General features: G+C 41.1%; 19 protein-coding genes. 7 read left to right on the top strand and 12 right to left on the bottom strand.

What is annotated here, in order from left to right:
- Positions 1-33: 33 nt before the first annotated feature.
- Entirely contained in the window at positions 34-2,022 is a 1,989-nt protein-coding gene (locus IEY40_RS00335; protein WP_188952276.1) for a serine/threonine-protein kinase, read from the bottom strand.
- A gap of 322 nt (positions 2,023-2,344) precedes the next feature.
- Here IEY40_RS00335 and IEY40_RS00330 point away from each other — a divergent pair, with 322 nt between their 5' ends.
- Complete coding sequence (locus tag IEY40_RS00330) at positions 2,345-2,836, top strand: OmpA family protein (protein WP_188952274.1); 492 nt, start codon at positions 2,345-2,347, stop codon at positions 2,834-2,836.
- Between the two features lie 136 nt (positions 2,837-2,972).
- On the opposite strand, the gene rhlP is transcribed toward IEY40_RS00330, so the two are convergent.
- Positions 2,973-3,812, bottom strand: a complete 840-nt coding sequence (gene rhlP / locus IEY40_RS00325; protein WP_188952272.1) for a rhombotarget lipoprotein — start codon at positions 3,810-3,812, stop codon at positions 2,973-2,975.
- A gap of 311 nt (positions 3,813-4,123) precedes the next feature.
- Between rhlP and IEY40_RS00320 the strand changes: the two genes are divergently transcribed.
- The 4 genes from IEY40_RS00320 (at position 4,124) to IEY40_RS00305 (ending at position 12,520) form a co-directional block, all read left to right on the top strand.
- On the top strand, positions 4,124-5,194 hold the full coding sequence (locus IEY40_RS00320) for an efflux RND transporter periplasmic adaptor subunit (protein ID WP_188952270.1): 1,071 nt from the start codon (positions 4,124-4,126) through the stop codon (positions 5,192-5,194).
- A gap of 12 nt (positions 5,195-5,206) precedes the next feature.
- Entirely contained in the window at positions 5,207-8,458 is a 3,252-nt protein-coding gene (locus tag IEY40_RS00315) for an efflux RND transporter permease subunit (protein WP_188952268.1), read from the top strand.
- Complete coding sequence (locus tag IEY40_RS00310; RefSeq protein ID WP_188952266.1) at positions 8,455-11,520, top strand: efflux RND transporter permease subunit; 3,066 nt, start codon at positions 8,455-8,457, stop codon at positions 11,518-11,520. Before IEY40_RS00315 ends, IEY40_RS00310 begins: the two co-directional genes overlap by 4 nt.
- A gap of 106 nt (positions 11,521-11,626) precedes the next feature.
- A complete protein-coding gene (locus IEY40_RS00305; protein ID WP_188952264.1) occupies positions 11,627-12,520 on the top strand; it encodes an MBL fold metallo-hydrolase in 894 nt (297 codons plus the stop codon).
- 75 nt (positions 12,521-12,595) lie between these two features.
- Here IEY40_RS00305 and IEY40_RS00300 read toward each other — a convergent pair whose 3' ends face one another.
- From IEY40_RS00300 to IEY40_RS00280, 5 genes are all read right to left on the bottom strand, one after another.
- Positions 12,596-13,336, bottom strand: coding sequence for a phosphotransferase (locus IEY40_RS00300; protein ID WP_188952262.1), 741 nt, complete (start codon positions 13,334-13,336; stop codon positions 12,596-12,598).
- A gap of 252 nt (positions 13,337-13,588) precedes the next feature.
- Positions 13,589-13,765, bottom strand: coding sequence for a Trm112 family protein (locus IEY40_RS00295; protein ID WP_160054202.1), 177 nt, complete (start codon positions 13,763-13,765; stop codon positions 13,589-13,591).
- Positions 13,755-14,762 carry a tetraacyldisaccharide 4'-kinase gene (gene lpxK / locus IEY40_RS00290; RefSeq protein ID WP_188952260.1) on the bottom strand — a complete coding sequence of 336 codons (1,008 nt, stop codon included), beginning with the start codon at positions 14,760-14,762 and terminating at the stop codon, positions 13,755-13,757. The genes IEY40_RS00295 and lpxK overlap by 11 nt, the downstream gene beginning before the upstream one ends.
- Before the next feature lie 12 nt (positions 14,763-14,774).
- Positions 14,775-16,586, bottom strand: coding sequence for a lipid A export permease/ATP-binding protein MsbA (gene msbA / locus IEY40_RS00285; RefSeq protein WP_188952258.1), 1,812 nt, complete (start codon positions 16,584-16,586; stop codon positions 14,775-14,777).
- Positions 16,587-16,623: 37 nt separating this feature from the next.
- Positions 16,624-19,038, bottom strand: a complete 2,415-nt coding sequence (locus IEY40_RS00280; protein WP_229776995.1) for a DNA internalization-related competence protein ComEC/Rec2 — start codon at positions 19,036-19,038, stop codon at positions 16,624-16,626.
- Positions 19,039-19,114: 76 nt separating this feature from the next.
- Here IEY40_RS00280 and IEY40_RS00275 point away from each other — a divergent pair, with 76 nt between their 5' ends.
- Positions 19,115-19,624 carry a DUF2062 domain-containing protein gene (locus IEY40_RS00275; RefSeq protein ID WP_188952254.1) on the top strand — a complete coding sequence of 170 codons (510 nt, stop codon included), beginning with the start codon at positions 19,115-19,117 and terminating at the stop codon, positions 19,622-19,624.
- Positions 19,625-19,721: 97 nt separating this feature from the next.
- Here the strand turns inward: IEY40_RS00275 and IEY40_RS00270 are convergent, their stop codons facing one another.
- From IEY40_RS00270 to IEY40_RS00250, 5 genes are all read right to left on the bottom strand, one after another.
- Entirely contained in the window at positions 19,722-20,153 is a 432-nt protein-coding gene (locus IEY40_RS00270) for a MarR family winged helix-turn-helix transcriptional regulator (RefSeq protein ID WP_188952252.1), read from the bottom strand.
- A 96-nt stretch (positions 20,154-20,249) separates the two neighbouring features.
- Entirely contained in the window at positions 20,250-20,489 is a 240-nt protein-coding gene (locus IEY40_RS00265) for a DUF3624 domain-containing protein (RefSeq protein WP_188952250.1), read from the bottom strand.
- A 106-nt stretch (positions 20,490-20,595) separates the two neighbouring features.
- Positions 20,596-21,837 carry a lipoprotein-releasing ABC transporter permease subunit LolE gene (gene lolE, locus IEY40_RS00260; RefSeq protein WP_188952248.1) on the bottom strand — a complete coding sequence of 414 codons (1,242 nt, stop codon included), beginning with the start codon at positions 21,835-21,837 and terminating at the stop codon, positions 20,596-20,598.
- Entirely contained in the window at positions 21,834-22,547 is a 714-nt protein-coding gene (gene lolD, locus IEY40_RS00255) for a lipoprotein-releasing ABC transporter ATP-binding protein LolD (protein WP_188952247.1), read from the bottom strand. Before lolD ends, lolE begins: the two co-directional genes overlap by 4 nt.
- Positions 22,547-23,791: a lipoprotein-releasing ABC transporter permease subunit gene (locus IEY40_RS00250; protein ID WP_188952246.1), complete on the bottom strand. Its 1,245-nt coding sequence runs from the start codon at positions 23,789-23,791 to the stop codon at positions 22,547-22,549. The genes lolD and IEY40_RS00250 overlap by 1 nt, the downstream gene beginning before the upstream one ends.
- A gap of 157 nt (positions 23,792-23,948) precedes the next feature.
- Between IEY40_RS00250 and IEY40_RS00245 the strand changes: the two genes are divergently transcribed.
- Positions 23,949-24,548, top strand: a complete 600-nt coding sequence (locus IEY40_RS00245; protein WP_188952245.1) for a hypothetical protein — start codon at positions 23,949-23,951, stop codon at positions 24,546-24,548.
- Positions 24,549-24,612: the final 64 nt, after the last annotated feature.

Raw genomic sequence — 24,612 nt, 5'->3', positions numbered from 1 at the left:
AAACAAACAACTCAACCATTATCTAAGAGTCAGTTATAAACGCTGAACACCGTTAAGGCGTTCATACATTTCGTTGCCTCTAGCAAATAATTCTCGAGCTGTTTTCAGATATTGTTTTTCTAAATATATATTTGCTTGTCGTAAAAATGACGCAGCTAAACGTTTATCAAGAGTCAGGAGTGGTTTGAAGTCAGCAGGTAAATTAGTTGCAAGATCTCTGACTTCCCTATCAAACTGTTGTAAATCTTTAGGGTCATCAATTGCTTCTAATCGAAGGGTTAATTGATCAAACGTATCTCGATAATAAACTTCAGCTGCATCGTATGGATAAACAGCGTTTACGCCTTTAGCTGTTGCCTCGTGGTAGTCATTTAATGCCTTAACAGCGACCTTTAACTCTGCTCCATAACTAATCAGTGCTTTGGCCTCTGGATAATTAACAAAGACAATCTCACCCGTTGTAATTAATGCAGCGATTTGATTAATATCATGCTTCTTTAACGCATTATTAAATGAGCCGGAATACAAAGCATATTCTTCACTGCTTGCCATATATTGATAATTAGGTTCAACAAAGGTTAATCCTTCTACTATCAACTCAATATTATTACTCCCCTGCTCGTTATAACGAGCTTGAGACAACAATAAACTCAATCGTTCAGACAAAGCATCTATAACCGATTGTTTGCTTCGATCCGCTTGATTTTTCATTTGTAATAAACGAACAGAATCAGGGTAGTATGCTTCTACGTCTTTAATGACTTGGGCAATTTTGACATAATCTTGATATAAGCCATTATCGCTTTTGGGTAGCGATGCAATTTGTTGCTCTACAATGTCTAGAACTTCAGATTGATGTGTTTTTAACAAGCCATTTTTGATGAGTACATTATCGTCCGGAATATCATCTACTTGGTCTAGTAATTTGGACACAGGAATAAACTGATACGCTTGCACTTCGCTTTGTACTTTATTGGTTTTAGCAACCTTAGTTTGTAAATCATCTAACTGAGACTGATAATATTGCTGTGCTTGTACACCGCCAATCACCAACACAGCACCAGCAGCTATCGCGACCGGGACAGGCCAGGCTCTGCTGTGAAATTTATTAATAATTTGATCAATGGATGATGCTCGTTGTGCTTTTTTAAGTGCTAAGCCCTTTTTCAAACTAGGCCATAATCGCATGCTAATATGCTTCGGTTTAACCAGTTTATTCTTGTTTATATCAACATCATTTGCAGCAATTCGTTGATATGGATGCTTACTGGTTAAAAGCTCGTAGCTGATGCATGAAAAAGCAAAAATATCATCGGCAATACAAGCATCTTGCCCTGTAAGCTGCTCGTAACTTGCATAAGCAGGGGTATAGCCTGTTAAAGGCGAGTCTTGATCTGGTTCAGCAAAGGCATATTGATCTTCTCTTTGCTGTAGATTTTTAGCCACACCAAAATCGAATACTTTGATATTTCCTTGACGAGTCAAAAAGATATTTGAAGGTTTCAAATCGGTATGAATAATACCTTGTTGATGAGCATATGATAATGCTGAAGCGATCTGGTCAATGATTTTCATTGACCCTTTGAAATTAATTCCCAGCGGTTTTGAACGTTTAATGACTTGATCAAGCGACTCACCATCCAACCACTCCATAACCATGAAATGATATCCATCATCAGTATCGACATCGTAGACACGAATAATGTTAGGGTGAGATAACTGCTGAGTTTGAACAGACTCTTTAATAAGCACTTGTTGAGCTTCAGGGATGTTGGATAATTGCGATAACAAGACTTTTATTGCAACAAATGGATCAGCTACATTTAAAGACTCCAAATAAAGGTCTTTTGCTCGGTATATATCACTCATACCGCCATGACCAATTTTAGATTCAATTAAATATCGATTTTTGAAACATTTTCCGACCAAATTAACTTTGTTGGAATTGCTTTCAGAATTTTCAAATCCAGCGACTACTGTTTTATCTTCAGCAGTGATATTTGATGCTTTACTCTTATCCATAAGTACAGGTTAATCCCTTCATATTATCCTAAAGTATGTAAACTATCTTCCTAGTAAATCAAAATAACCCCAATATGTTGCAGCAAGAAAATATAAAAAACAATACTTAAAAATATACAAAACGGTATTTAAGGAAATAACCATAAAATAAAACACCCATTAGTATGTATTAAATAAAAAAAACATCAAAAAGGATGTTTATTAATTAAATTCACTCTGAAATTTCGCTTAAATATCGTTTTTCTATTGACCAAATTAAACATTATCGGTAATTTACGAATTCTTTTTTAATGGACCGATTATTTAAAGGACTAACGTTAATATGAAACATGTAAACCTTTCATTATCCGCTATAGTTTTATTAGCATTAACGGGTTGTCAATCAGCACCTGTTGTTGTATCAGAACCTGTAAAAACATTTTCAATTTCTCCTGAATGTATTGAATATACCTTACAAACAGATGATGAAATGGTGATTGGATTCAGACCAGTATATTTTGAATTAAATAGCGACAAATCATACAGTAAACTTGATACTCATATGAACTGTATTGCAGATTATCTTGCTAATCATTCTGATAAAGAACTGAATGTTCAAGGCTTTACAGACGACAAAGGTACTGTTAAGTACAATAAAGCATTAGCACAACGTCGAGCTGACGGCTTGGTTGACTATTTAACCTCTATAGGTATTTCAAGCGCGCAACTGGTTTCAAGCACTAAAGTGATTGAAGACAAAGGTGTTAAGTTATCAAGTTCAGAACGTTCTAAAATTCGTCGAGTAAACTTTTCTGTTTCTGACAAATCGTCATAATTGATGGTTTAACAAGCAAGAATTGATACTTTGTATATTGAGACTCAACATTCTTACATTGAGTCTCAATATACACATCCACTATGATAATTACACTAGTAAAAGAACACACGAAATAAACATTTCTATCTATAAATCATTGTCCTTTATATTTACGAATTCTCACAAAGCACAAAAATAGTAATATTAAACTAAATTCAATATGCAGTGCCCCTCCACTTCCTTTATAGCTGCTTGAATGTTCTACCTTGGCAATTTTCTCTTCTTTTACTCTGACTTTAAAGCGTGCTAATTCATCATCTAAGTTTTTAGTCATATCGCTGACAGCAATATTAAATCCTTCCATCGATTTATCAGATAAAGTTTCGTCTATGCCAACGGCAGTTGTGCGTTTTTCGAGTTTGCTGATACCCGGAGCTCTAAAGAGCATTTTGCGGCTTTTAATATCAAACACCGCAGTATCAACAAAAGTTTGTACTGTATTCTCATTTCCAGGAATAACGTACATACCAACTATGGTCCAGTACAAAAGCGCTGCGTTATTTTCTACTGACTGAGTGACTTGATCATAAGACACTAATGCCATCACATCGACATCGTATAAGCGACCCACTTGCTCTAAAGTTGTAAATCCTTCACCACCAGCAAGATACGTGCTGGGAATAATCTCAATACGGTCAATATAATCGTACTTTACAAACGATGCTTTTACTTTTTCCAGTAGTTCATACTGATCTTTATTATGAATAGCTTGATATTGCCCACCTGAAGACGGCACAAAAGCGATACCCACTTTGACAGGTAATGTGAGTACGGGGATGTCTTCATTGAGCACTGTACGGTCTTCTTTTTCAGGATACAAAAAGTCTATTAAGCTGCTTGATACTGACTGTTTACCCGTTTGTTGACTCACTAACATACTGCAAGCCGATAATAGGCTGACAGATGCGATCATGACTAACCATGTTATTCTCATTCACGTTTCCTTTTGTTGTACTTATGTCCGTGTTTAAATCAGAAAGCCCATTAATCAGTCGATTAACGGATCTCGTTAAAAGTTAATCTTTTTCACTACTGTAACATTGTCAATTTTACCAACCCATTCACAATAAAACACTAACTCATTGTTATATATCAATTAACACTATTGGCACACTATGTGCTTTCTATTGAGTTATCGACACTCATTAACATTCGTTACAAATGATAACGTGACGTTTAGAGATAAAGGCATAGCATCTTGCTAAAACGTCACTCAATTAAAAATATAACACTGGCAGGTACCCCATGGATAGGTTCAACAGCATGAAAAAATTGGCAATCCCATTACTTTGCATTGCAGCATTGAGTGCATGCTCAGGTGAAGCAGAACAAACAAAAGAAGAAGAAAAATTTGCTATACCGGTAGAAACGGCATTGGTTGAGACGGGTAATGTATCGTCATTTTATAGCACAACTGCGACACTTGAAGCGCCAGAAGAGTCTCATGTTATGAGCAGGATTGCAGGTATCGTTGAGCAAATCAATGTTGAAGAAGGCGATAGAGTCACTAAGGGGCAAGTGCTTGCTGTGATTGATGCTAAGCGCCAACGATATGACTTTAATCGCTCCGAAGCTGAAGTTCAGATCATTGAACAAGAATTAAATCGTTTAAATAAAATGAGCAATAAAGAGTTTATTAGCCAAGATGCCATGGCAAAACTGGAGTTCAACTTGCAAGCGGCAAAAGCACAACGCGATCTTGCTGAGCTTCAAGTCAAAGAAAGCCAAATAACCTCGCCTATCGACGGTGTTGTAGCTGCACGTCATATCAAACTTGGTAATATGGCTAAAGAGTTTCAAGAGCTATTTTATGTAGTCAATCAAGACCAATTGCACGGTATTTTACATCTACCAGAACAACAATTAGCCAGCTTACGCATTGGTCAACATGCCAGTATTATTCAACAACAATCCAATCACACTGCGGCCATTGACGCTAAAGTACTGCGAATTAGTCCTATTGTTGATGCTCAAAGCGGTACGTTTAAAGTGACCTTAGCGGTACCCAATCAAGATGCGACCTTAAAAGCGGGGATGTTTACACGAGTAGAACTTAAATACGACACCCATCAAGATGTATTAACCGTGCCTTACAATGCCTTAATAAACCAAGACAATACTCAAGCTTTATATGTGATTAAAGACACCAAAGCCGAGCGACGTGAAGTCATTCTCGGCTATCGAGAAAACAATACAGTAGAGATATTGTCTGGCGTTAGCGCAGGCGAGCAAATTGTGATCCGCGGCCAACAAAACCTCAAAGACCAATCATTGGTAGAAGTCATTACCCCGCTTAGCTTTGCAGCCATTCGATAACGGAGCAAGATCATGTCTATGATAAATACTTCTGTTAAGCGCCCGGTCACGGTATGGATGTTTATGCTCGCCGTAATGCTGTTTGGTATGGTGGGGTTTTCACGCCTTGCGGTAAAACTACTGCCTGATTTAAGTTACCCCAGCGTGACCATTCGCACCGCATACGATGGCGCGGCACCCGTTGAGATTGAACAACTGGTGTCAAAACCCATAGAAGAAGCGGTCGGAGTGGTAAAAGGTTTACGTAAAATCAGCTCGATTTCTCGCTCTGGTATGTCTGATGTCGTGCTCGAGTTTGAATGGGGCACCAATATGGACATGGCAAGCTTAGAGGTACGCGAAAAGATTGATACCATTGAGCTGCCATTAGACATTAATAAACCCCTGTTATTACGCTTTAACCCTAATCTCGATCCCATTATGCGTTTAGCGTTTTCAGTGCCCGACGCTGATGCAGAACAACTTAAGCAAATGCGTACTTTTGCAGATGAAGAACTTAAGCGTCGCCTTGAAGCGTTGTCAGGTGTGGCAGCGGTTCGCTTATCTGGGGGACTCGAACAAGAAGTACATATTGAGCTTAATCAACAAAAACTCAGTCAATTAAACCTCAATGCAGATCAAATTAAACGTCGCATTAATGAAGAAAATATCAATTTGTCTGCAGGTAAAGTGATACAAGGCGACAAAGAGTATCTAGTCAGAACATTAAATCAATTCAACTCATTAGAAGAACTTGGTCAAGTCATTGTTTATCGAAACGAGCAAACTTTGGTGAGACTGTCTGACATAGCCGTCATATCTGACGCCTACAAAGAACGCAGCGACATCACCCGTATTGGTGACATGGAATCGATAGAACTCGCCATTTATAAAGAAGGCGATGCCAATACAGTTGCGGTTGCTAAAAAACTACAAGATGAACTGAGTAAAATCAATTTAGCAGGCAATAAAAATCAATTAAACGTCATTTACGATCAATCTGAGTTTATTGAAAGTGCCGTTAATGAGGTCACTTCTGCAGCATTGTTTGGTAGCTTGTTAGCGATGTTGGTTATTTATCTGTTTTTACGCGATATCATTGCCACGTTAATCATTTCTATCTCAATCCCCTTCTCAGTTATCGCCACCTTTAATATGATGTATTTTGCCGACATCAGCTTAAATATTATGTCACTTGGTGGTATTGCGTTGGCAATCGGATTATTAGTTGATAACGCCATTGTAGTACTGGAGAATATTGACCGTTACAAATCCCTCGGGATGAGCAAGATTGATGCTGCTGTAACAGGCTGTAAAGAAGTCGCAGGGGCAATTTTTGCCTCAACGTTAACGACGCTAGCGGTGTTTTTACCGTTGGTCTTTGTTGACGGTATTGCCGGAGCATTGTTTGCAGACCAAGCATTAACCGTGACCTTTGCACTACTCGCTTCATTATTTGTTGCGTTAACAGCTATCCCAATGCTGGCCTCTCGCCAAGGATTCACCAGTTTACCAGAGCCTGTGGCTGCGCCAAAAAAGCCCAAGCCCGCAAGCCTAAAAGCAAAAATCGTTTACTACCTACTTGCAGTACTTAAATTTCCGTTTACATTATTATTTAGTTACTTACCCGCAGGATTGCTCACCGCAGTTATCGTTAGCAGTCGGTTTGTTAGTAGTGTACTTGGGTTGATATTAACCCCCATTTGCGCAGGATTTAATGCGGTTTATCGATTGGTTGAATCATTTTATTATCGTATTTTACGCCATGCTCTGCGTCATCAAGTCCTTACGGTTGTCGTTGCTTTGATTATGACCTTAGCCTCAAGTAGCTTATTGCCTAAGCTCGGTATGGAGCTTATCCCGCCGATGAACCAAGGCGAATTCTATGTGGAAATATTATTACCGCCTGGAACCGAAGTCAGCGAAACAGATGCTGTTTTGCAGCAACTGGCTTTATCAATTAAGGATCGTGACGATGTAAAACATGCCTACAGCCAAGCAGGTAGCGGCGGTTTAATGACATCAGACACAGCTCGAGGTGGCGAAAACTGGGGGCGTTTGCAAGTGGTATTAGCAGATCATTTAGCCTTTAATGCGGTCAGTCAAGTGTTACGAAAAACAGTCCGTAATATTCCTGAGCTAGAAGCTCAAATAGAACACCCTGAACTCTTTAGCTTTAAAACCCCTTTAGAAATTGAGCTTTCGGGCTATGATTTAAGCTTACTTAAACAAAGCGCTGATCAGCTAGTAAAAGCTTTAGCGGAAAATGATCGCTTTAGCGACATCAACACCACATTACGAGATGGCCAACCTGAGATAAGCATTCGATTTGATCATGAGCGTTTAGCCGCGCTAGGTATGGATGCGCCGACAGTTGCCAATCGTATCGCGCAACGTGTTGGTGGCACTATTGCCAGCCAATTTACAGTTAAAGATCGTAAAGTTGACATTTTAGTGCGCAGCGAATTAGCTGAACGCGATCAAATAAGCGACATTGAATCGTTAATTATTAACCCTAATAGTAAGCAACCTATCCCACTCAGCGCAATTGCCGCCGTGCATCTGCAAATTGGCCCCTCAGCCATTAACCGCATTAGCCAACAGCGGGTTGCGATTGTGTCATCAAACTTAGCTTATGGGGATTTAAGTGAGGCTGTAGTAGAAGCTCAACAGATATTAGCGAAACAACAACTTCCCAGTTCTATTCAAGCGCGCTTTGGTGGGCAAAATGAAGAAATGGAACACTCATTCAACTCGCTTAAAATTGCCTTAGTCTTGGCAATCTTTCTCGTTTATTTAGTTATGGCCAGTCAGTTTGAATCACTATTGCATCCGCTGTTGATTTTGATTGCCGTGCCGATGGCAGTCGCTGGCAGTATTGTGGGGTTATTCATCACGGGTACACACCTGAGTGTTGTGGTGTTTATCGGCCTTATCATGCTAGCGGGTATTGTGGTAAACAATGCCATTGTATTGGTAGACCGTATTAACCAGCTTCGCCGTGAGGGGCAAGATAAACTCAGCGCCATAAATGATGCTGCAAAGTCGCGTTTACGCCCTATTATGATGACAACCTTAACGACTACGCTAGGATTATTGCCCATGGCGATTGGCATGGGTGATGGCAGTGAAGTGCGTGCCCCCATGGCCATTACCGTTATATTTGGCTTAAGCATGTCGACTTTACTGACATTATTAGTTATTCCTGCGCTTTATGCCCTTTTTGACCGCAAGCAATACGATACTAATGACGTAGAGCTAAATACCGCGGAGACTCAAGCATGAATATCACTCAATTAGCGATAAAGCGCCCTGTCACCACCAGCATGTTTTTCTTGGCCATCATGCTCTTTGGTATGGCTGCGAGCAGAATGCTACCACTTGAGATGTTTCCAGGCATCGATATTCCGCAAATTGTTGTCAATGTGCCTTACAAAGGTTCGAGCCCTGCAGAAGTAGAGCGTGACATAACTAAAGTGTTAGAGGAGTCGCTTGCTACCATGAGCGGCATTGAAGAGGTACGTTCTGATTCAACCCAAGACGGCGCTTTTATTCAGCTTAATATGAAATGGGGCGAAGACGTTGCCACCAAAAGCTTGGAAGCTCGCGAAAAAATCGACTCAGTTAGACATTTACTGCCCAAAGATGTTGAGCGTGTGTTGATCCAACAATTTTCTACTGCCGACATGCCAGTGCTGACGATCCGCATCTCAAGCGAGCGTGAACTATCAAACGCATTTGACTTACTCGACAAACAGTTACGTAAACCACTAGAACGCGTCGATGGGGTATCTAAGGTAACCTTGTATGGTGTAGAGCAAAAACAAATCGAAATTAGATTAAATGCCGACAAATTAGCATCATCAGGGATTAACAGCCTAGATTTACGCACGCGCTTATTATCCGAAAACTTTGTCATTAGTGCTGGGAACATTCGTACTAACGCACAAGTATACCAAGTCACCCCCAAAGGAGAATTTACCAGCCTCGACGACATCAACGCGTTGGTGATTATACCTGGTGTTCATTTACAAGACATAGCAACGGTGAGTTACGCCCTACCAGAAAAAGTAGAAGGTCGACATTTAGATCAAAAATACGCTGTGGGGATTGATGTATTTAAAGAGTCTGGTGCAAACTTAGTTGAGGTGTCAGACCGTGTGCTTAAAGTCATCGACCAAGTTAAGCAAGATCAACAATTTAATGGCATTAAGCTATTTATCATGGAAGACCAAGCTTATGGCGTTAAATCATCACTTAAGGATTTATTACTGTCTGGCTTAATGGGCGCAGTATTATCATTTGGGGTGTTGTATTTGTTTTTACGCAATCTCAAAATGACCTTAGTCGTGGTGTCATCTGTGCCGATTTCATTATGCATGACCCTAGCCGGAATGTACTTTTTAGGCTACAGCCTGAATATCTTATCCATGATGGGGCTGCTATTAGCTGTCGGTATGCTAATTGATAATGCCGTGGTGGTCACAGAAAGTGTGCTACAAGAAAAACAAGCCGCTAATATCGACGACACTTGCCAAATTAAAGCCAATCAACGGGCAGTATTAACAGGTGTAGAAAAAGTATCACTGGCAGTACTGGCTGGCACACTTACCACTGCGATCGTATTTTTGCCCAATATTTTTGGTGTAAAAGTGCAGCTAACCATATTTTTAGAACACGTTGCCGTGGCTATTTGTATCTCGTTAGCGGCCTCTTTATTAGTGGCAAAAACCCTTATTCCACTCATGCTTAATCGTTTTCACTTTGAGGTAGAACCTGCCAATGACCATAACCATTTAGGGCTGTTTTATCAACGCAGCTTAACGTGGATTTTAACTCGCCCCAAGCGTTCTGGTTTAATAGCCTTAGCGCTATTAATATCGACAGCTCTGCCACTAAGCTTAGTGCAACAGGACCAAGGTGATGGCGAAGGCAATGACCGTTTATACATTAACTATCAATTAGAAGGTCGGCATAATTTAGCTGTTACCGAAGCGATGATTAACCGTATGGAGGATTACCTATACAGTAACAAAGACACCTTCTACATCGACGCGGTATACAGCTATTATGCGCCGCAAGATGCACAATCGACCATTTTGCTAAAAAAAGATATTCCCATTGAAATTGGCGAATTGAAAAAGATGATCCGCGAAGGATTTCCTAAATTTTCAATCGCGACCCCCCAGTTTGGGTGGGGTAATGAGAATAGTGGAATTAGGGTAACATTAACGGGCCGATCTACCACAGAACTGATTCGCCTCAGCGAACAAGTCTTACCGTTATTAAGTAATATTGAAGGCTTAGTTGATGTACGCTCAGAAGTGAACGGTGCGCAACAAGAAGTGGTTGTGGTGATAGATCGTGAAATGGCAGCAAGACTTGACCTCACCTTAAGCGATGTAGCCTCTAACATTGCAATTGCCCTTAGAGGTTCACCTTTACGCTCATTTAGACACGACCCTAGCGGTGAGCTTCGTATCGAGTTGGCTTATGACAAAAGTTGGCAAAACTCGCTTGAAAAACTTAAACAATTGCCAATTATTCGTCAAGGCGATCGCGTGTACACTCTGGACAGTTTAGCTACAGCCACGGTTGTTCCACGTTTTGATACCATTAGACACTTTAATCGCCAAACGGCCCTTTCAATTGGTGCAAACCTAGATGACTTCACAACAGAAGAAGCACAAGAAAAAATAACCCAAGTAATGGATTCTGTTAACTTTCCTTACGGCTATGGTTACTCGCTGCGAGGTGGCTTCGAGCGTCAAGATGAAGACCAATCTATCATGGCTGTTAACATGATTTTAGCTATCGCGATGATTTATATCGTGATGGCGGCATTGTTTGAATCCTTACTGTTACCTACCGCCATTATTACTTCGATTATGTTTTCCATCACTGGGGTATTTTGGGCTTTATGGCTAACAGGCACGCCTATGTCGGTCATGGCAATGATTGGCATCTTGATTTTAATGGGTATTGTGGTCAATAACGGTATTGTATTAGTCGATCAAATTAATCAGATGACACCCGAATTAGATAAACTGAGCGACACCATTATTAATGTGTGTATCACCCGGTTACGCCCAGTGTTAATGACGGTAGCAACAACCGTACTTGGCTTAGTTCCATTAGCAATGGGCGACACCCAAATCGGCGGCGGTGGACCACCCTACTCACCGATGGCTATTGCCATTATAGGTGGCCTTACTTTCTCCACTGTCACCAGTTTGTATTTAGTGCCTTTGTGTTATCAAGCACTATACTTAACTCGCCATAAGGCAGCGATTCGATTGGGTTTAGCCAACAATTTTGCCCAAAAGCTGTTACCTTGGACTCGATAAGATTATTCATAACAAATGTGTAACCTGCAAGTGATCAAATAAGCCAGATATTCAGTATCAATCTGAGGTTTATTGCAGGTTTCACTGCACAAATAAAGGGACAAACATGAAACTGAGATTTCAAAAAAAGATGATTAAATTGAGCACATTGGCCTTATTCGCATTCAGTAGCTGTGTGATAGCGGATGACAGCATGAGCGATGTCAAAATCACCTCAAAAAAGCTTAATGACAATACCTATATGTTTATGGGGGCTGGTGGCAATATTGGCGTATCAGCTGGTAGCGACGGTATTTTGATTATTGACGATCAGTTCGCGCCATTAGCCGATAAAATTTCAGCATCATTAAATGAGATACAAGCTGGAGTGCCTAAATACATTGTTAATACTCATTACCATGGAGATCATACTGGTGGTAATGCACATTTTGGCGCCACCGGCACCATTTTAGCCCACCACAATGTATTAAAACGATTAAGTGAAGACAGCAAAACGCCAAAATCTGCGCTGCCAGTCATTACCTTTGCTGAAAACATCTCTATTCATTTTAACCAAGACACTCTAGAAGTTATTCACCTTGGTCCAGGTCATACCGATGGCGACAGTGTGGTGATGTGGCAAAAAGCTAATATTATCCATATGGGCGACTTGTATTTTAAAGACCGTTTTCCTTATATTGACCTAAAAGGTGGCGGTTCAGTTGTGGGTTACCGCGATAATGTCAGCGCTATTTTAGATAAACTCAACAGTAAAACTCAGGTGATCCCAGGTCATGGTGAGTTAGCAACCCGTAACGAATTATTAAAATTTAAACATATGCTTGATGATTGTATCAATTGGATGCGCGGTGAAATTGAAATGGGACACGATCTGGCTAAAATTAAACAGCAAGGAGTTCCTAAAGACTATAAAGATTGGGGATGGCAGTTTATCTCAGCAGAAAAATGGATAGACACCTTATATCAAGATCTCAGTCCAACAGCAGATCAACAAAACTAAACATCGAGATGTAAATATCAACATCTAAGCAAAATTGAAAAAGCTTGCCTATCAGCAAGCTTTTTCGTCTATAAACTATAACGCCACACTCGGCAACGCATTCTCTTGCCTAAAATGCCAAAGCACCCAATAAACTGGTTTTAAATCTTTGCCACCAGCATAACGAAATGGCCAAGCAAAATAATACAGCCACTGCCAAGACGCTAAAAATTGTTTTGCTTTTTGCCATATCAATTCGCCACCCGCGGCACGATAAGCGTCGATAGCTTGAGAGATCAATGCATTGCGAGGGCCAATATAACGATACAAGCTGTGAATAAATACCAGTAAGTCTCTCACTTGTTGCGATATTTCCGATTTGTCTTGTTGATGCGCTTCAAAATCAATGAACTTCACTTCGCCATCTTGCCAACTAATATCGCGCAGAGCGGGACGTCCATGGGAAAAATGCATCATGTGTAAACTTGCTAAAGCAATCGCAACATCGTTAAGGATAATAGGCCAATGAGCTTCTTGATCATGAGCAAGCAAATCTTTAATCGTTGCACCCGCATCCTCAATAACCATATAGCCATCGCCGACATCAACCACCGCAGGTACTGGGGCACCATGCCTGGCCAACTCAGTAAGTACATCTATTTCTTTGTGTAATGCGAGAGCTGAATTCTGTTTAAGCAAACGCATCGCACCAGCTAGTTTCTCTACTTGTTTAAGCCAATAACGTTTGCCTTGAAACTCAAACGAGACCACTCGCTTTCCGCGATGTTCACGAATGAGTTCAGCAACTAATTGTTGAAAACGTTCATGTTCAGCCATAAGACTACCCAGTCAAAAAACACATTTTACAGATAAATAAATTATCTACCTGACTGGGAATAAGTTCAATAAAACCAATGCTTTTTGTTGTTATTAGATATGCATTTAGCGTTTTACTTTCACTTTAGCTATAGCGTGTTAACATTCTAAAAACACTGATAACACTCGCTTGCAGAATTAAGCAGAGTTTGAAACACGGACATAAAAAAACGTCCCTAAGGACGTTTTAATCATCATATTGCAGTGACTTGCTTATTCAGCAACCCAAGGGGTAGCGCGGTTTTCTAACAACACAGGGATGCCTTCTGTAATTGGATAAGCTAACTTATCAAATTTACAAATCAATTGTTGTGCTGTTTTATCGTATTCCAACTTACCTTTGCATACTGGGCAAGCCACAATTTCGAGTAGTTTTTTATCAAATGCCATGAGACAGTCCTTTTTTAGTTTGAGCCACTTGCTGTAATTGGCTCAACAATGCGTGATCAAATTCTGGGGTAAGCTTCGCATTTACCGGTAAATACCACCAGTGACTTTCAGCAAAATCGCGACATTTAACCGCATCTTTTTCAGTCATCACTAATGGGTGCTCGCCAGACAAGCGATGTAACTCTGTCGCCGAGAAAGCTTGGTGATCGGTAAATTCAACCGTATTAGCTAGGTTATAACCTAATTGAGTCAATGTATTAAAAAAACGTTGCGGATTACCAATAGCAGCCATCGCTACCACGTCTTGTGCAATAGGCAGTGGCTCACTATCAGATTGGCTCACCTGAACAAGTGGTCCCGGCGTTAAGCTCATTAACACTTCGTTTTGTTGTGCAGGTCCGCCATTGTTAATTATAAAGTCAACACTTTTTAAGCGCCAAAGTCCTTCGCGTAACGGGCCTGCAGGGATAAGGCATTGATTACCATATCGACGCTCACCATCAACTAAGGCGATTTCAATATCGCGTGCTAACGCATAATGCTGCAGGCCATCGTCACTGATAATCACATCCACATCATTATTTGCTAACAACATATTTGCCGCATCAACACGCTTAGCACCCACCACCATTGGTACCTGAGTGCGAGCGACTATCATCGCAGGCTCATCACCCACATCAATGGCTTTAGCTCCCACATTTACCGCTATGCAGCCTTGGATCTCAACGCCATATCCACGGCTGATAACACCAGGGGTGTATCCTTGCTGACGCAATAATTCAATTAAGTAGATCACGGTAGGTGTTTTACCACTGCCGCCAGCTGTAATATTGCCCACCACAATCACTGGTACCGGCAATGTTGTAGCGTGTTGAATACCAAGACTGAACATTAACCGTCTTAACATGGATACGACACCAAACAACCCAGACAATGGCAAAAATAACCATTTTGCCCAATGATTGTGATACCAAATACGATGGATTAATTGCTGCATTCCACCGACCCCTTACTGACTAAACTGCATCTTGTACAAATTCGCGTAAATACCCGCATGAGATATCAGTTCACTGTGATTACCGCGTTCCACGATTTTCCCCTGGTCAATAACCAAAATCTCGTCAGCACTTTCGATGGTCGATAAGCGATGAGCAATCACAATTGAAGTTCGATTATGACGCAAATTATCTAAACCTTTTTGAATGGCTTTTTCAGATTCTGTATCTAACGCTGAGGTGGCTTCATCTAAAATTAACACTGGCGCGTCTCGCAGCATGGCTCGAGCAATAGCAATACGTTGACGTTGACCACCAGAAAGTAACACGCCATTTTCGCCTACTTGAGTATCGAGACCATCAGGTAAGGTATCAATAAACTCCATGGCATAAGCAAGTTCTGCCGCGCGCACAATTTGCTCGCGCGTCACTTCACCTGGGTATGCGTAGGCAATGTTGTTGGCAATGGTGTCATTAAATAACGTCACTTGTTGCGACACTAGTGCAACTTGATTACGTAAAGACTTGAGCTGGTAGTCATAAATACTGGTGTCATCAAGGGTGATATCACCTTCGCTCAAGCCACCATAAAAACGGGTGATTAAACTGGCAATCGTTGATTTACCAGAGCCAGACCGTCCAACTAACGCCACAGTTTTACCCGGCTGCACTTCAAAGTTAATTCCATTAAGTGCCGGTTTTTCTTGTTCTGGATAAGCAAAAGTCACATTATCAAAACGTAGTTTACCTTTAACTCTGTCAACCGAATGCTGGCCATTATCTGGCTCAGGAGCGGTATCTAGTAATTCAAAAACAGTGGTACAAGCTGCAATACCGCGCTGAAACTCAGCATTAACACGGGTTAAATTTTTAATCGGCTGTAACATGGCAAGCATGGCACCTAAAATCGCCGCAAACGTACCCGCGGTCAAATCCGTTTTCATGCTGTCCCATGTGGCGGCATACAATACAAATGCCAGTGCAAACGACCCAATCACCATAATAAGTGGTTGACTCACCGCCTGAGCGACTGCGAGTTTCATATTTTGATATCTGTTGCGATCATTTACGTGGAAAAAACGATCAACTTCCGTTTTTTGACCACCAAACACTAATACGTTTTTATGGCCTTTAATCATTTGTTCAGTGGTGGCAGTAACCCCGCCCATGGCTGATTGAATTTGTTTAGAGACCTTACGAAAACGACGACTGACAACACTTATTACTATACCGATAATTGGCCCTATCACTAAAATACACAGTGAAAGCTTCCAAGAGTAATAGAACATAATCGCCAACATTCCCACAGCAGTCATACTGTCGCGAACAATAGAAATAAGCGCACTGCCAGATGCTCTGGCTATTTGTTCTGTGTCAAAGGTCACGCGAGAGATTAAATTACCGCTATTTTCACGGTCAATGTAGCTCACAGGTAAACGTAAATAATGCTCAAACACTTGCTGACGCATATCCATAATCAGTTGTGCACTGATAAAAGACACACAGTAGGTAGACACAAAGTTAGCTACCCCGCGCAACGTAAACATCAAAATCACCACTATAGGTGCCATAAACATAATGTCGTTGTCGGCATTAAATCCACCATGCGAAGGGACATCTACCCCCGCAACTACCGTTGGCGTTTGACTAAAGCCTTCGTCAATAAAGGGTTTAATAAAGGCAATAAATGCGGCGTCGACAGCACCATAGGTGAGTAGCGCAAGCACCGCCATAATAAACATGGTTTTCATTGGCGCGACATAAGTCATTAGGCGTTTAAAAACGACCCACATTTCATTTTTATCATTAGGAGTTGATACTGACATTGAATCCAATACTTAACTAGCAAACATAGGCCACATTCTACTCTGCTTTAAGTGACTCACCAAATTTAAACAAATGGTTATACCAAAATGGAGCTAAATGTTGGCGGTAAGTGGCTATTTTGTAGCCTTTTTCTGTAAATGTGATACTTATTTGACCTACATGTCCCGTCTGTAATGAGCTGATATCCCGCTGTTGATAGCGGGCCATAACATCACTTTTAGGAAAGCCATACTGATTGGCAAAACCTGCCGTCACAATAGCGAGTTCAGGGTTAACCACATCAATAAAGGCGGGAGTTGAAGATGTCCGACTACCATGATGGGGGACGAAGATAATGTCGGCTTCAACATCAGCCTGAGTTTGCAGTAACGATTGCTCTCGTAGCGTTTCAATATCTCCGGCAAGTAATACTCGCGTATTGCCATCAGATAACCTCATAACACAAGAGTTATTATTGTCATTGCCATTAAGCAATTGATTGTCGATGAAATGCATATTCAAACCATGCCAAGACAAATTACCTTGACACCTTTGGCTCAGAGACCTATCGGTATGATCCGCTAAACTAAAATCGGCAATCAATTGGCTTGCTGGAAATGCATCCGATAATACCGTTAAACCGCCCACATGGTCGTTATCATCATGGCTAACAATAATGTAATCAATGTCAGTGATGCCTCTAGAAACTAAAAAAGGCAAAATCGCCCTTTTAGCATAACTAAACTCGCCAAATGCAGCGCCAGTATCGTAAATAATCCCATGATTGCTTTGTTGCACTACAATCGCCATTCCTTGAGCGACATCTAACACATGCATTTGCCACACATCGTTATATTGGTGATTGGGCTCATCACTCCGTTGTATCGCTCCTAATAAGTGAGCCCCGACGGGCAGACACAATATGACTAAGCAATAACGGATAATGCGTTTATCTACAGCCAAATGAGGCCGAAGATAAACTAATATCAGCGCAATCAACACAAACAACACAGCGGCAAGCGACGGTTCAGTAATAGGTAATAACGCCCAAGGCAAGTGATCACTTACATGTAATAGTTCAACAAAGGGCACTAAACTAACATCAGCCAAGGTGAGTATTGTTGTACCAATATTTTCAATTACCTGTTGTTCAATACCGATAATACTTAACAATGTTGAACTCAATAACCACAAACAAAAGCTCAACATGGTTAATGGGATAACTACCACACTAAACCAAGGTACAAACAATAAATTCAACCAAATACTGTGTGGCGTCAGCGTCCCAAACAAAATGGCCTGAAGTCCACCTAATCCCAGCGCCAAACGCCATTGAATAGACCAAAGCGTGTTAACAGCATTCAATAAGTAAGATGCCATTTCTCGACCCTTTATCAATAGCCGCTGCCTGATGTTGCTTACAGCAACCTCAGTATGCATTGAAGCTGATGGCGGTGTGAACGATTGTGGCTTTACGGCGAGTAAAATGATAGCGAGCGCTAAAAACGATAACCACAGACCAGCACTTAATATGGCAATAGGGTCAAGCAGTAACACAAAAAATAGCGCATACAATAGTCGATCCCAGCTGTGGCTAAATTGCTTAACTACACTAAATATAACTAACAATAGCATCATCAATAATGCACGTTGAGTCGCGATCCCAAATCCAGACAAATAGCCATAACCCAAGGTGATAAGCGCAGCTACAAGCATAATGACTTGTGCTTTTCGGCCATGTTGTTGCGCCGAAAATATACGTGAACATAACATCAGCACGCCATAAAACAGGCCAAATACTACAGACAAATGTAAGCCCGATATCGCCACCAAATGCCCAGCCCCTGTTTGCCTAAGCTGCTGCCATCGAGCGTCATCAAGCTCACGTTTATCACCAAATATTAATGCTTGTAAAATGTCACCTTGGGGTAAGCGATGTAAAATAGGCAACGTTCTATCCATAATATATTTTCTAACTGAGGTATTACTGCTGATTAATTCAGCCTGTTTAACCCGTCCCTTTGCCACAATATGCTGACTAATAAAGTACTTTTGTTGGTTAAACCCACCTTGATTTTGAATACTGCTAATCCCTTTCATCCGAGCACTAAATTGCCAAATTTGCCCAGATTCAATTTTCGCTGGCTTTTGCCAAGTTAATCGGTAATATCGCTGCACATTAGAGAGTGCTATGGCTTCAAATAACGATCGGTCTTGTCGCGGTGGCATAACCCGCACATCGAAACTTATCCAGTCGCTGTTTTGGCTTACAAGTGTTACTATCTGCGCCGTAAATTGAATTTGTTGGGGTTTTTCAGCATTTTGGGGCAAATAAAGACATTGAAAAAACGCACTGAGCCACAGAATCGCAAAAAAGCCCCCCGCTAAAAAGGGCGTTTTTTTAAGGCAGAACAACACCAATAAGCACAAGATAGGCAAACACCATATGGGTGCCAGCGATGGCCATAACATTGCTGATAAAGAACAGGCACAAAAGCCATAGATAAATCGATTCATAGTGAATGAGTTAAGACATTAATCGACGAATATGCCAAAAAAATTAATCCAAAGATTTATGCCAAAACCAGAAACACTCCGTGAACACAAGTATTTACGGATGTTTGGCACATTATTACACAAGCCAAATTTATGGGCTCTTAACCGAAAATCCGCCCCTGGCGCTTTTGCTGTAGGCTTATTTGTGGCCTGGATCCCCATGCCATTTCAAATGGTAGTGGCTGCGGGTTTTGCAATTTTATTTAACGTTAACTTGCCAGTCGCGGTGGCACTTGTGTGGATCACTAACCCATTCACTATGCCCATTATGTTTTATGGCGCTTATTTGTTAGGGACTAAAATCCTTGGTCATAAAGCACAAGCATTTCAATTTGAAGCCACTTGGGCGTGGATTGAAGCCTCAGTGTCGACTATCGGCCCACCTTTTTTGGTTGGCTGCTTAGCTTTAGCCATTATTTCTGCGCTGATCGGTTTTGTGGTGATAAAAAGTATGTGGCGTTATTCGATTTTGTTTAAATGGCAAAAACGTAAAGGCGAGTAATACTAATCTGTGACACAAGCTCAGTAGATCAAAAAAGGCCACAATGAATATTGTGGCCTTTTGTTTTCTATATTGATGAAGCGTGGTTGCAAAGCATTCAGTCTTGATGATTTAAATTATGCGCCATTTGTTTCGCTAACCGCACAAAATCAGCAATTTCTTGATCGGTAAGACCGCTCTTCATTATTTCGTTAACGCGCTCCTCGGCTACCGTTAACCGTTTAACCACTTCGATTCCACTTGGGCTTATGCCTAAGAAATAACTGCGTTTATCCGTCGGATTGTCTAGCTTAAACACATAATCTAAATTAATTAATTCTTTAATCAGCCGAGCCAATTGAGCTTTGTCGATTAAGGTTTTTTGAACAATATCGTTTGCTGTCACCTGCTTATCTTTAAACGATATTATTTTAAGAACCCGCATGTGCAGCATAGTAATGCCTAAATCATCACTATCCATCGCCTGGCGTAACGACCTTTTCATGCTGTGTAATAAATTAAACAGCGGCTCTTTTATATTCTCAGACACAAGACTTCCTCAGTGTTATCTTACTCATACAATGATAGAGAAAGGGTTATTCATTAATAGTAAAGTGGGCGAGTATTGTTAAAAATAATGATTCTCTTACTCATTGGCATTAATACGGCGATAAAGCCAAACCAATAAATGCAAAATCAACAACCCACTAAAACTAATGGCAAAAAACAATAATGCAATGGACTCAACCACTTTAGGGGTTGCTGCAAAGTAATACCACCAGATAGGCCAAGTCAGTAAACTCAATATCGTTAGTTGCAGCATACAACGCTTACAACGGCCAATTTTCTGTTTGAATATTGAGTCACTACATTGATTACAAGCCATATTGCTAGCCTAAGATACACTGAAAACAGTGCAAAACCTTAAAGAACATTAATCAAACTAAAATGATTCGAATAACTCTAATCGCACTATTTTACCTTATTCATAATCATCTACCCGCTAATGCCGTAGCAGGAGCTATTTGGGTGGCTTTCCACGCCGGATAAATCGTGGCGAGTAAACTCATCACCAACCCCATTACAATGACAACAACCACATCTTGGCTATGTAATTCAGACGGTAAAAAATCAATAAAATAGATATCGGACGCTAAAAGTTGAAAGCTAAAAAGCTGCTCTAGTCCCTGAGCAATAGCACTTAAGTTATACGCAAAAATAACCCCTAAAATCCCACCAATAGTACAACCCATGACACCATTTAATGCACCTTGAAGAATAAAAATTGTCATTATTGCACCACGGCTAATCCCCATGGTCATTAAAATTGCAATTTCAGAGGCCTTGTCGCGCACAGCCATTACCAGTGTCGAGACAATATTAAAACACGCCACCGCAATTACCAGCGCTAAAACGAGATACATTACCAAGCGCACCAATTGAATATCTTGATACACATGCCCTTGCGAACGAGACCAATCATTTATGTATAAGTATTGCTCTTGAGCAAAGCCTAAATCACGTGTGACCGAAGCAGCATTGAGCACGTTAGCGACCTGTATACGCACACCGCTTACACCTTGACCTAATCCTAAAACATCGGCTAAATATTCAATAGGCACATAGGCTTGGGTTGATTCAATTTCGCCGCCCACATTGTAAACACCTGATACCACAAAACGGTGACTTTTGGCCGACGTCAATTGACTATTATTGGCATCTGGGGTGAACATTGCGACGGTATCGCCTACTTTAAGCTGCAGCTTATCGATTAGACTACGACCTAAAACGATATTATTTTGATTCCCTTGCAAAGATTGCCACGCTGTAGCAGACATATATTGGTTAATAGTCGACACATCTGCTTCGTGATTAATATCAATCCCGCTAACCACAAGCCCTTGAAAGCCGCCCGGCTTTTGCACTAATCCTTGCAAGCGAATAAACGGTGCCACACCGGTAATTTGTTCTGAATGTTGAGCACTGTTTGCAATCACTTTCCAATCGGCTATCGGCTCATTAACACCGACGAGTTCACCATGAGATACCACGCCCAATAACCGCTGTTGTAACTCTTTTTCAAAGCCATTCATCGTTGACAGCAACAAAATCAACACGCCTACACCTAATGCGATACCCGCCGTTGAGGCAAACGAAATAAACCCAATAAAGCTATTGGATTGTTTAGCACGAAAAAAGCGCCAACCTATTGTTAACGGTAACCACTTACTCATTCGGCTTGTCCTACTGTGTTAGCCACGGTTTGTAACACGCCATCTTTCATGGTTAATTGACGGTCCATTTTAGCAGCGAGTTTATGGTCGTGTGTTACCACAACAAATGCAGTATCAAACTGATGAGCGAGTTCACGGATCATTGTATAAACATTATCTGCACTGCTAGCATCAAGGTTACCCGTAGGCTCATCTGCCAGTACCAATTTAGGTTTATTAATCAAAGCACGTGCAATTGCCACCCGTTGACGTTCTCCACCAGATAATTGCGCCGGAATATGATTTAAGCGGTGCCCGAGTCCGACTCGGTCCAGCAATTTCTGTGCATCAGCTAAGGTTTGTTTTTTATCTCTACCTTGAATAAATGCAGGCATTGCGACGTTTTCTAATGCGGTAAACTCTGGAAGTAAATGATGGAATTGGTAAATAAACCCTAAATCTTGATTACGCACCTGAGCTTGGCGCACGGCAGACATACCATAGAGATCTTCACCATCAAGTAATACTGAACCAGATGTCGGTGTGTCTAAGGTGCCCATTATGTGCAACAAGGTACTTTTACCTGAGCCAGAGCTACCAACAATGGCTAATTGCTCGCCTTTATAAACCGTTAAATCAACGCCAGACAATACATGAGTAGTGACTTCGCCATCATGATATTGCTTACTAACTTGGTTAACCTGTAATAACGCGGTTTGTGTTTGACTCATTATTCGTATCTCAAAGCAGAAGCGGGTTGAACCCTTGCAGCCGACAGCGCAGGGTAAAGAGTGGCAAGTAAAGTGATTAATAGCGAGCCAACAACGATAAAACTCAACTGGGTGATCGACAAGGCAACCGGTAAGGTTTGCCCTACCCCTAAAATAGCAATGCCAAGCGTCGATAATATACTGTTCAAATTCAAGGTTAAGCCAATGCCGACAATGGTACCCAGGACTAAGCCAAGTAACGCATTTAACAACCCTTGGACAATAAAGATGGCCATCACAGATGACGTGGTAACGCCCTGGGTTTTAAGCACTGCCACGTCAGTTGTTTTATCTACCACCATCATGACAAGTGCCGATACCATGTTAAATGCAGCAACAGCCACAATTAAACTCAACATCAACGACATCATGTTCTTTTCCATTTTAACAGCAGAAAATAGATGACCATAGTCTTGACGCCAATCACTGGTTTCAATTTCTACCCCTTGCATAGCAAAGGCATTAACCATTTTTGACGCTATTTGCGGTGCAGTAAATGGATCAGATAAATACACCCGTAACTCATTTATCTCTTGGCTGTTTTGACGCATCAACTTGCGGGCATCTTGGTAATGAACATAAGCAACACTGCCATCAACTTGAGAACCCATCTCAAATACACCCGCCACGGTAAATTTACGTTGGCTCGGCACAGGTCCCATTGGGGAATACACCACGCCATCGCCACTGAGCAATCGAATTCTATCGCCAGTATTGACATCGAGCTTGCGCGCTAACTCGCTGCCAAGGACGATATTGTAATCACCTGCAGTAAGTTGCTCAAAGGCGTTTGAATAGGTATGCGAGGCAATACTCGACAACATTTGCTCAAGTTGTGGATACACGCCATAGACTTGTACGGCACTGATATTTTTACTCGACTGGATCATCGCCTGAGTGGTTGTACTTGGCACCATTCCACGAACACTAGTTCCTAATCCACCCTCGGCTAACACACGCTGGCTAAGTGGTTGCCAATCAGTAAAGCCTTGCTCACTGATTAACGTTAATTGCGGCACTGCGCCCAAGATACGGTTTTTTAGCTGGCCTTCAAGGCCATTCATTACCGAACTGACCACAATTAATGCCGCGACCCCTAAAAATATACCTGAAACAGCAAAAAAGGTAATAAATGAGGCAAAAGCATTGGCTTTTCGGGCGCGCCAGTAACGGTAGCCGATAAAAAACGAAAATCCGTAATTCATAAAAAAATACTAATCCTATGCGCTAATCACAGCGTATTAGTCTGACAATCAAGCTAATTTTGAAGATGAAAACAACAAGCCATTGTGTATGACTTGCTAAATCATTAAGTTGGGCACGATAATAGGGCTATTAGTGCGATAAATAAAGAGGCAAACCTTGATACCTGACAGCAATTCTTATTTTAGTGTGCCTCATAACTTTAACGCTTACTTGTCGCCGTGGGATGCAAGCCAGGGTTTACCGAGTGAAGATGAGCTAAAAGACATGCAATCTGTGGGCTTAAGGTTATTGACTGAAGTCAAAAATCTCGAGGCCAGCTGTCTATTACAATTGCGTAATCTAGATAATGACGCCAAAGCGGTTGTGGATTTTTTAAAATTACAATCTCGCAAAGTCGATTTAGTATTACAACATGTACTCGAAAAAGAAGTTCAAGAAGGTCAGCAAGTTAAAGGCAATCAATTCGGCGGTAGCGGCATCAGCATTACCAGTACGTTTGCACTAAATGTCGGGGATTATCATAAAACCCATATTTATTTGCACACCGAAGTCGTCGCTTTATTGTGTCTTTGCCAGGTCACTCAATGCACGCCCATTGATAATGATGATCCTGACAGCGAACCGCAATGGCATTGTGAACTTGAGTTTAGCCAAATTCTTGAAGATGATATTGAACAACTTGTAAAAGCCAGTTTAGGCGTACAACAAAAAATGCTTAAAAAGCGTAAACAGAATATTGATAAGCAACGACGCTAACAACCGCGTAAACATAATGGCGTTTCAATACAAATTGACTGCAAACGGAACTGAAAAAGATTTT

The sequence above is a fragment of the Shewanella ulleungensis genome (assembly GCF_014648315.1).
GTDB lineage: Bacteria > Pseudomonadota > Gammaproteobacteria > Enterobacterales > Shewanellaceae > Shewanella > Shewanella ulleungensis.
The sequence above is the reverse complement of the archived record's forward strand: the minus strand, read 5'-3'. Positions and strand labels throughout refer to the sequence as shown.

Excerpts from the sequence above, each read along its gene's own strand:
- IEY40_RS00335 (WP_188952276.1), bottom strand. The coding sequence starts at position 2,022 with ATGGATAAGAGTAAAGCATCAAATATCACTGCTGAAGATAAAACAGTA.
- IEY40_RS00265 (WP_188952250.1), bottom strand. The coding sequence starts at position 20,489 with ATGGCTTGTAATCAATGTAGTGACTCAATATTCAAACAGAAAATTGGC.
- IEY40_RS00315 (WP_188952268.1), top strand. The coding sequence starts at position 5,207 with ATGTCTATGATAAATACTTCTGTTAAGCGCCCGGTCACGGTATGGATG.
- rhlP (WP_188952272.1), bottom strand. The coding sequence starts at position 3,812 with ATGAGAATAACATGGTTAGTCATGATCGCATCTGTCAGCCTATTATCG.
- lolD (WP_188952247.1), bottom strand. The coding sequence starts at position 22,547 with ATGAGTCAAACACAAACCGCGTTATTACAGGTTAACCAAGTTAGTAAG.
- IEY40_RS00300 (WP_188952262.1), bottom strand. The coding sequence starts at position 13,336 with ATGGCTGAACATGAACGTTTTCAACAATTAGTTGCTGAACTCATTCGT.
- msbA (WP_188952258.1), bottom strand. The coding sequence starts at position 16,586 with ATGTCAGTATCAACTCCTAATGATAAAAATGAAATGTGGGTCGTTTTT.
- IEY40_RS00320 (WP_188952270.1), top strand. The coding sequence starts at position 4,124 with ATGGATAGGTTCAACAGCATGAAAAAATTGGCAATCCCATTACTTTGC.
- lpxK (WP_188952260.1), bottom strand. The coding sequence starts at position 14,762 with ATGCAGCAATTAATCCATCGTATTTGGTATCACAATCATTGGGCAAAA.
- IEY40_RS00330 (WP_188952274.1), top strand. The coding sequence starts at position 2,345 with ATGAAACATGTAAACCTTTCATTATCCGCTATAGTTTTATTAGCATTA.
- IEY40_RS00305 (WP_188952264.1), top strand. The coding sequence starts at position 11,627 with ATGAAACTGAGATTTCAAAAAAAGATGATTAAATTGAGCACATTGGCC.
- IEY40_RS00275 (WP_188952254.1), top strand. The coding sequence starts at position 19,115 with ATGCCAAAAAAATTAATCCAAAGATTTATGCCAAAACCAGAAACACTC.
- IEY40_RS00295 (WP_160054202.1), bottom strand. The coding sequence starts at position 13,765 with ATGGCATTTGATAAAAAACTACTCGAAATTGTGGCTTGCCCAGTATGC.
- IEY40_RS00310 (WP_188952266.1), top strand. The coding sequence starts at position 8,455 with ATGAATATCACTCAATTAGCGATAAAGCGCCCTGTCACCACCAGCATG.
- IEY40_RS00280 (WP_229776995.1), bottom strand. The coding sequence starts at position 19,038 with ATGTTATGGCCATCGCTGGCACCCATATGGTGTTTGCCTATCTTGTGC.
- IEY40_RS00250 (WP_188952246.1), bottom strand. The coding sequence starts at position 23,791 with ATGAATTACGGATTTTCGTTTTTTATCGGCTACCGTTACTGGCGCGCC.
- lolE (WP_188952248.1), bottom strand. The coding sequence starts at position 21,837 with ATGAGTAAGTGGTTACCGTTAACAATAGGTTGGCGCTTTTTTCGTGCT.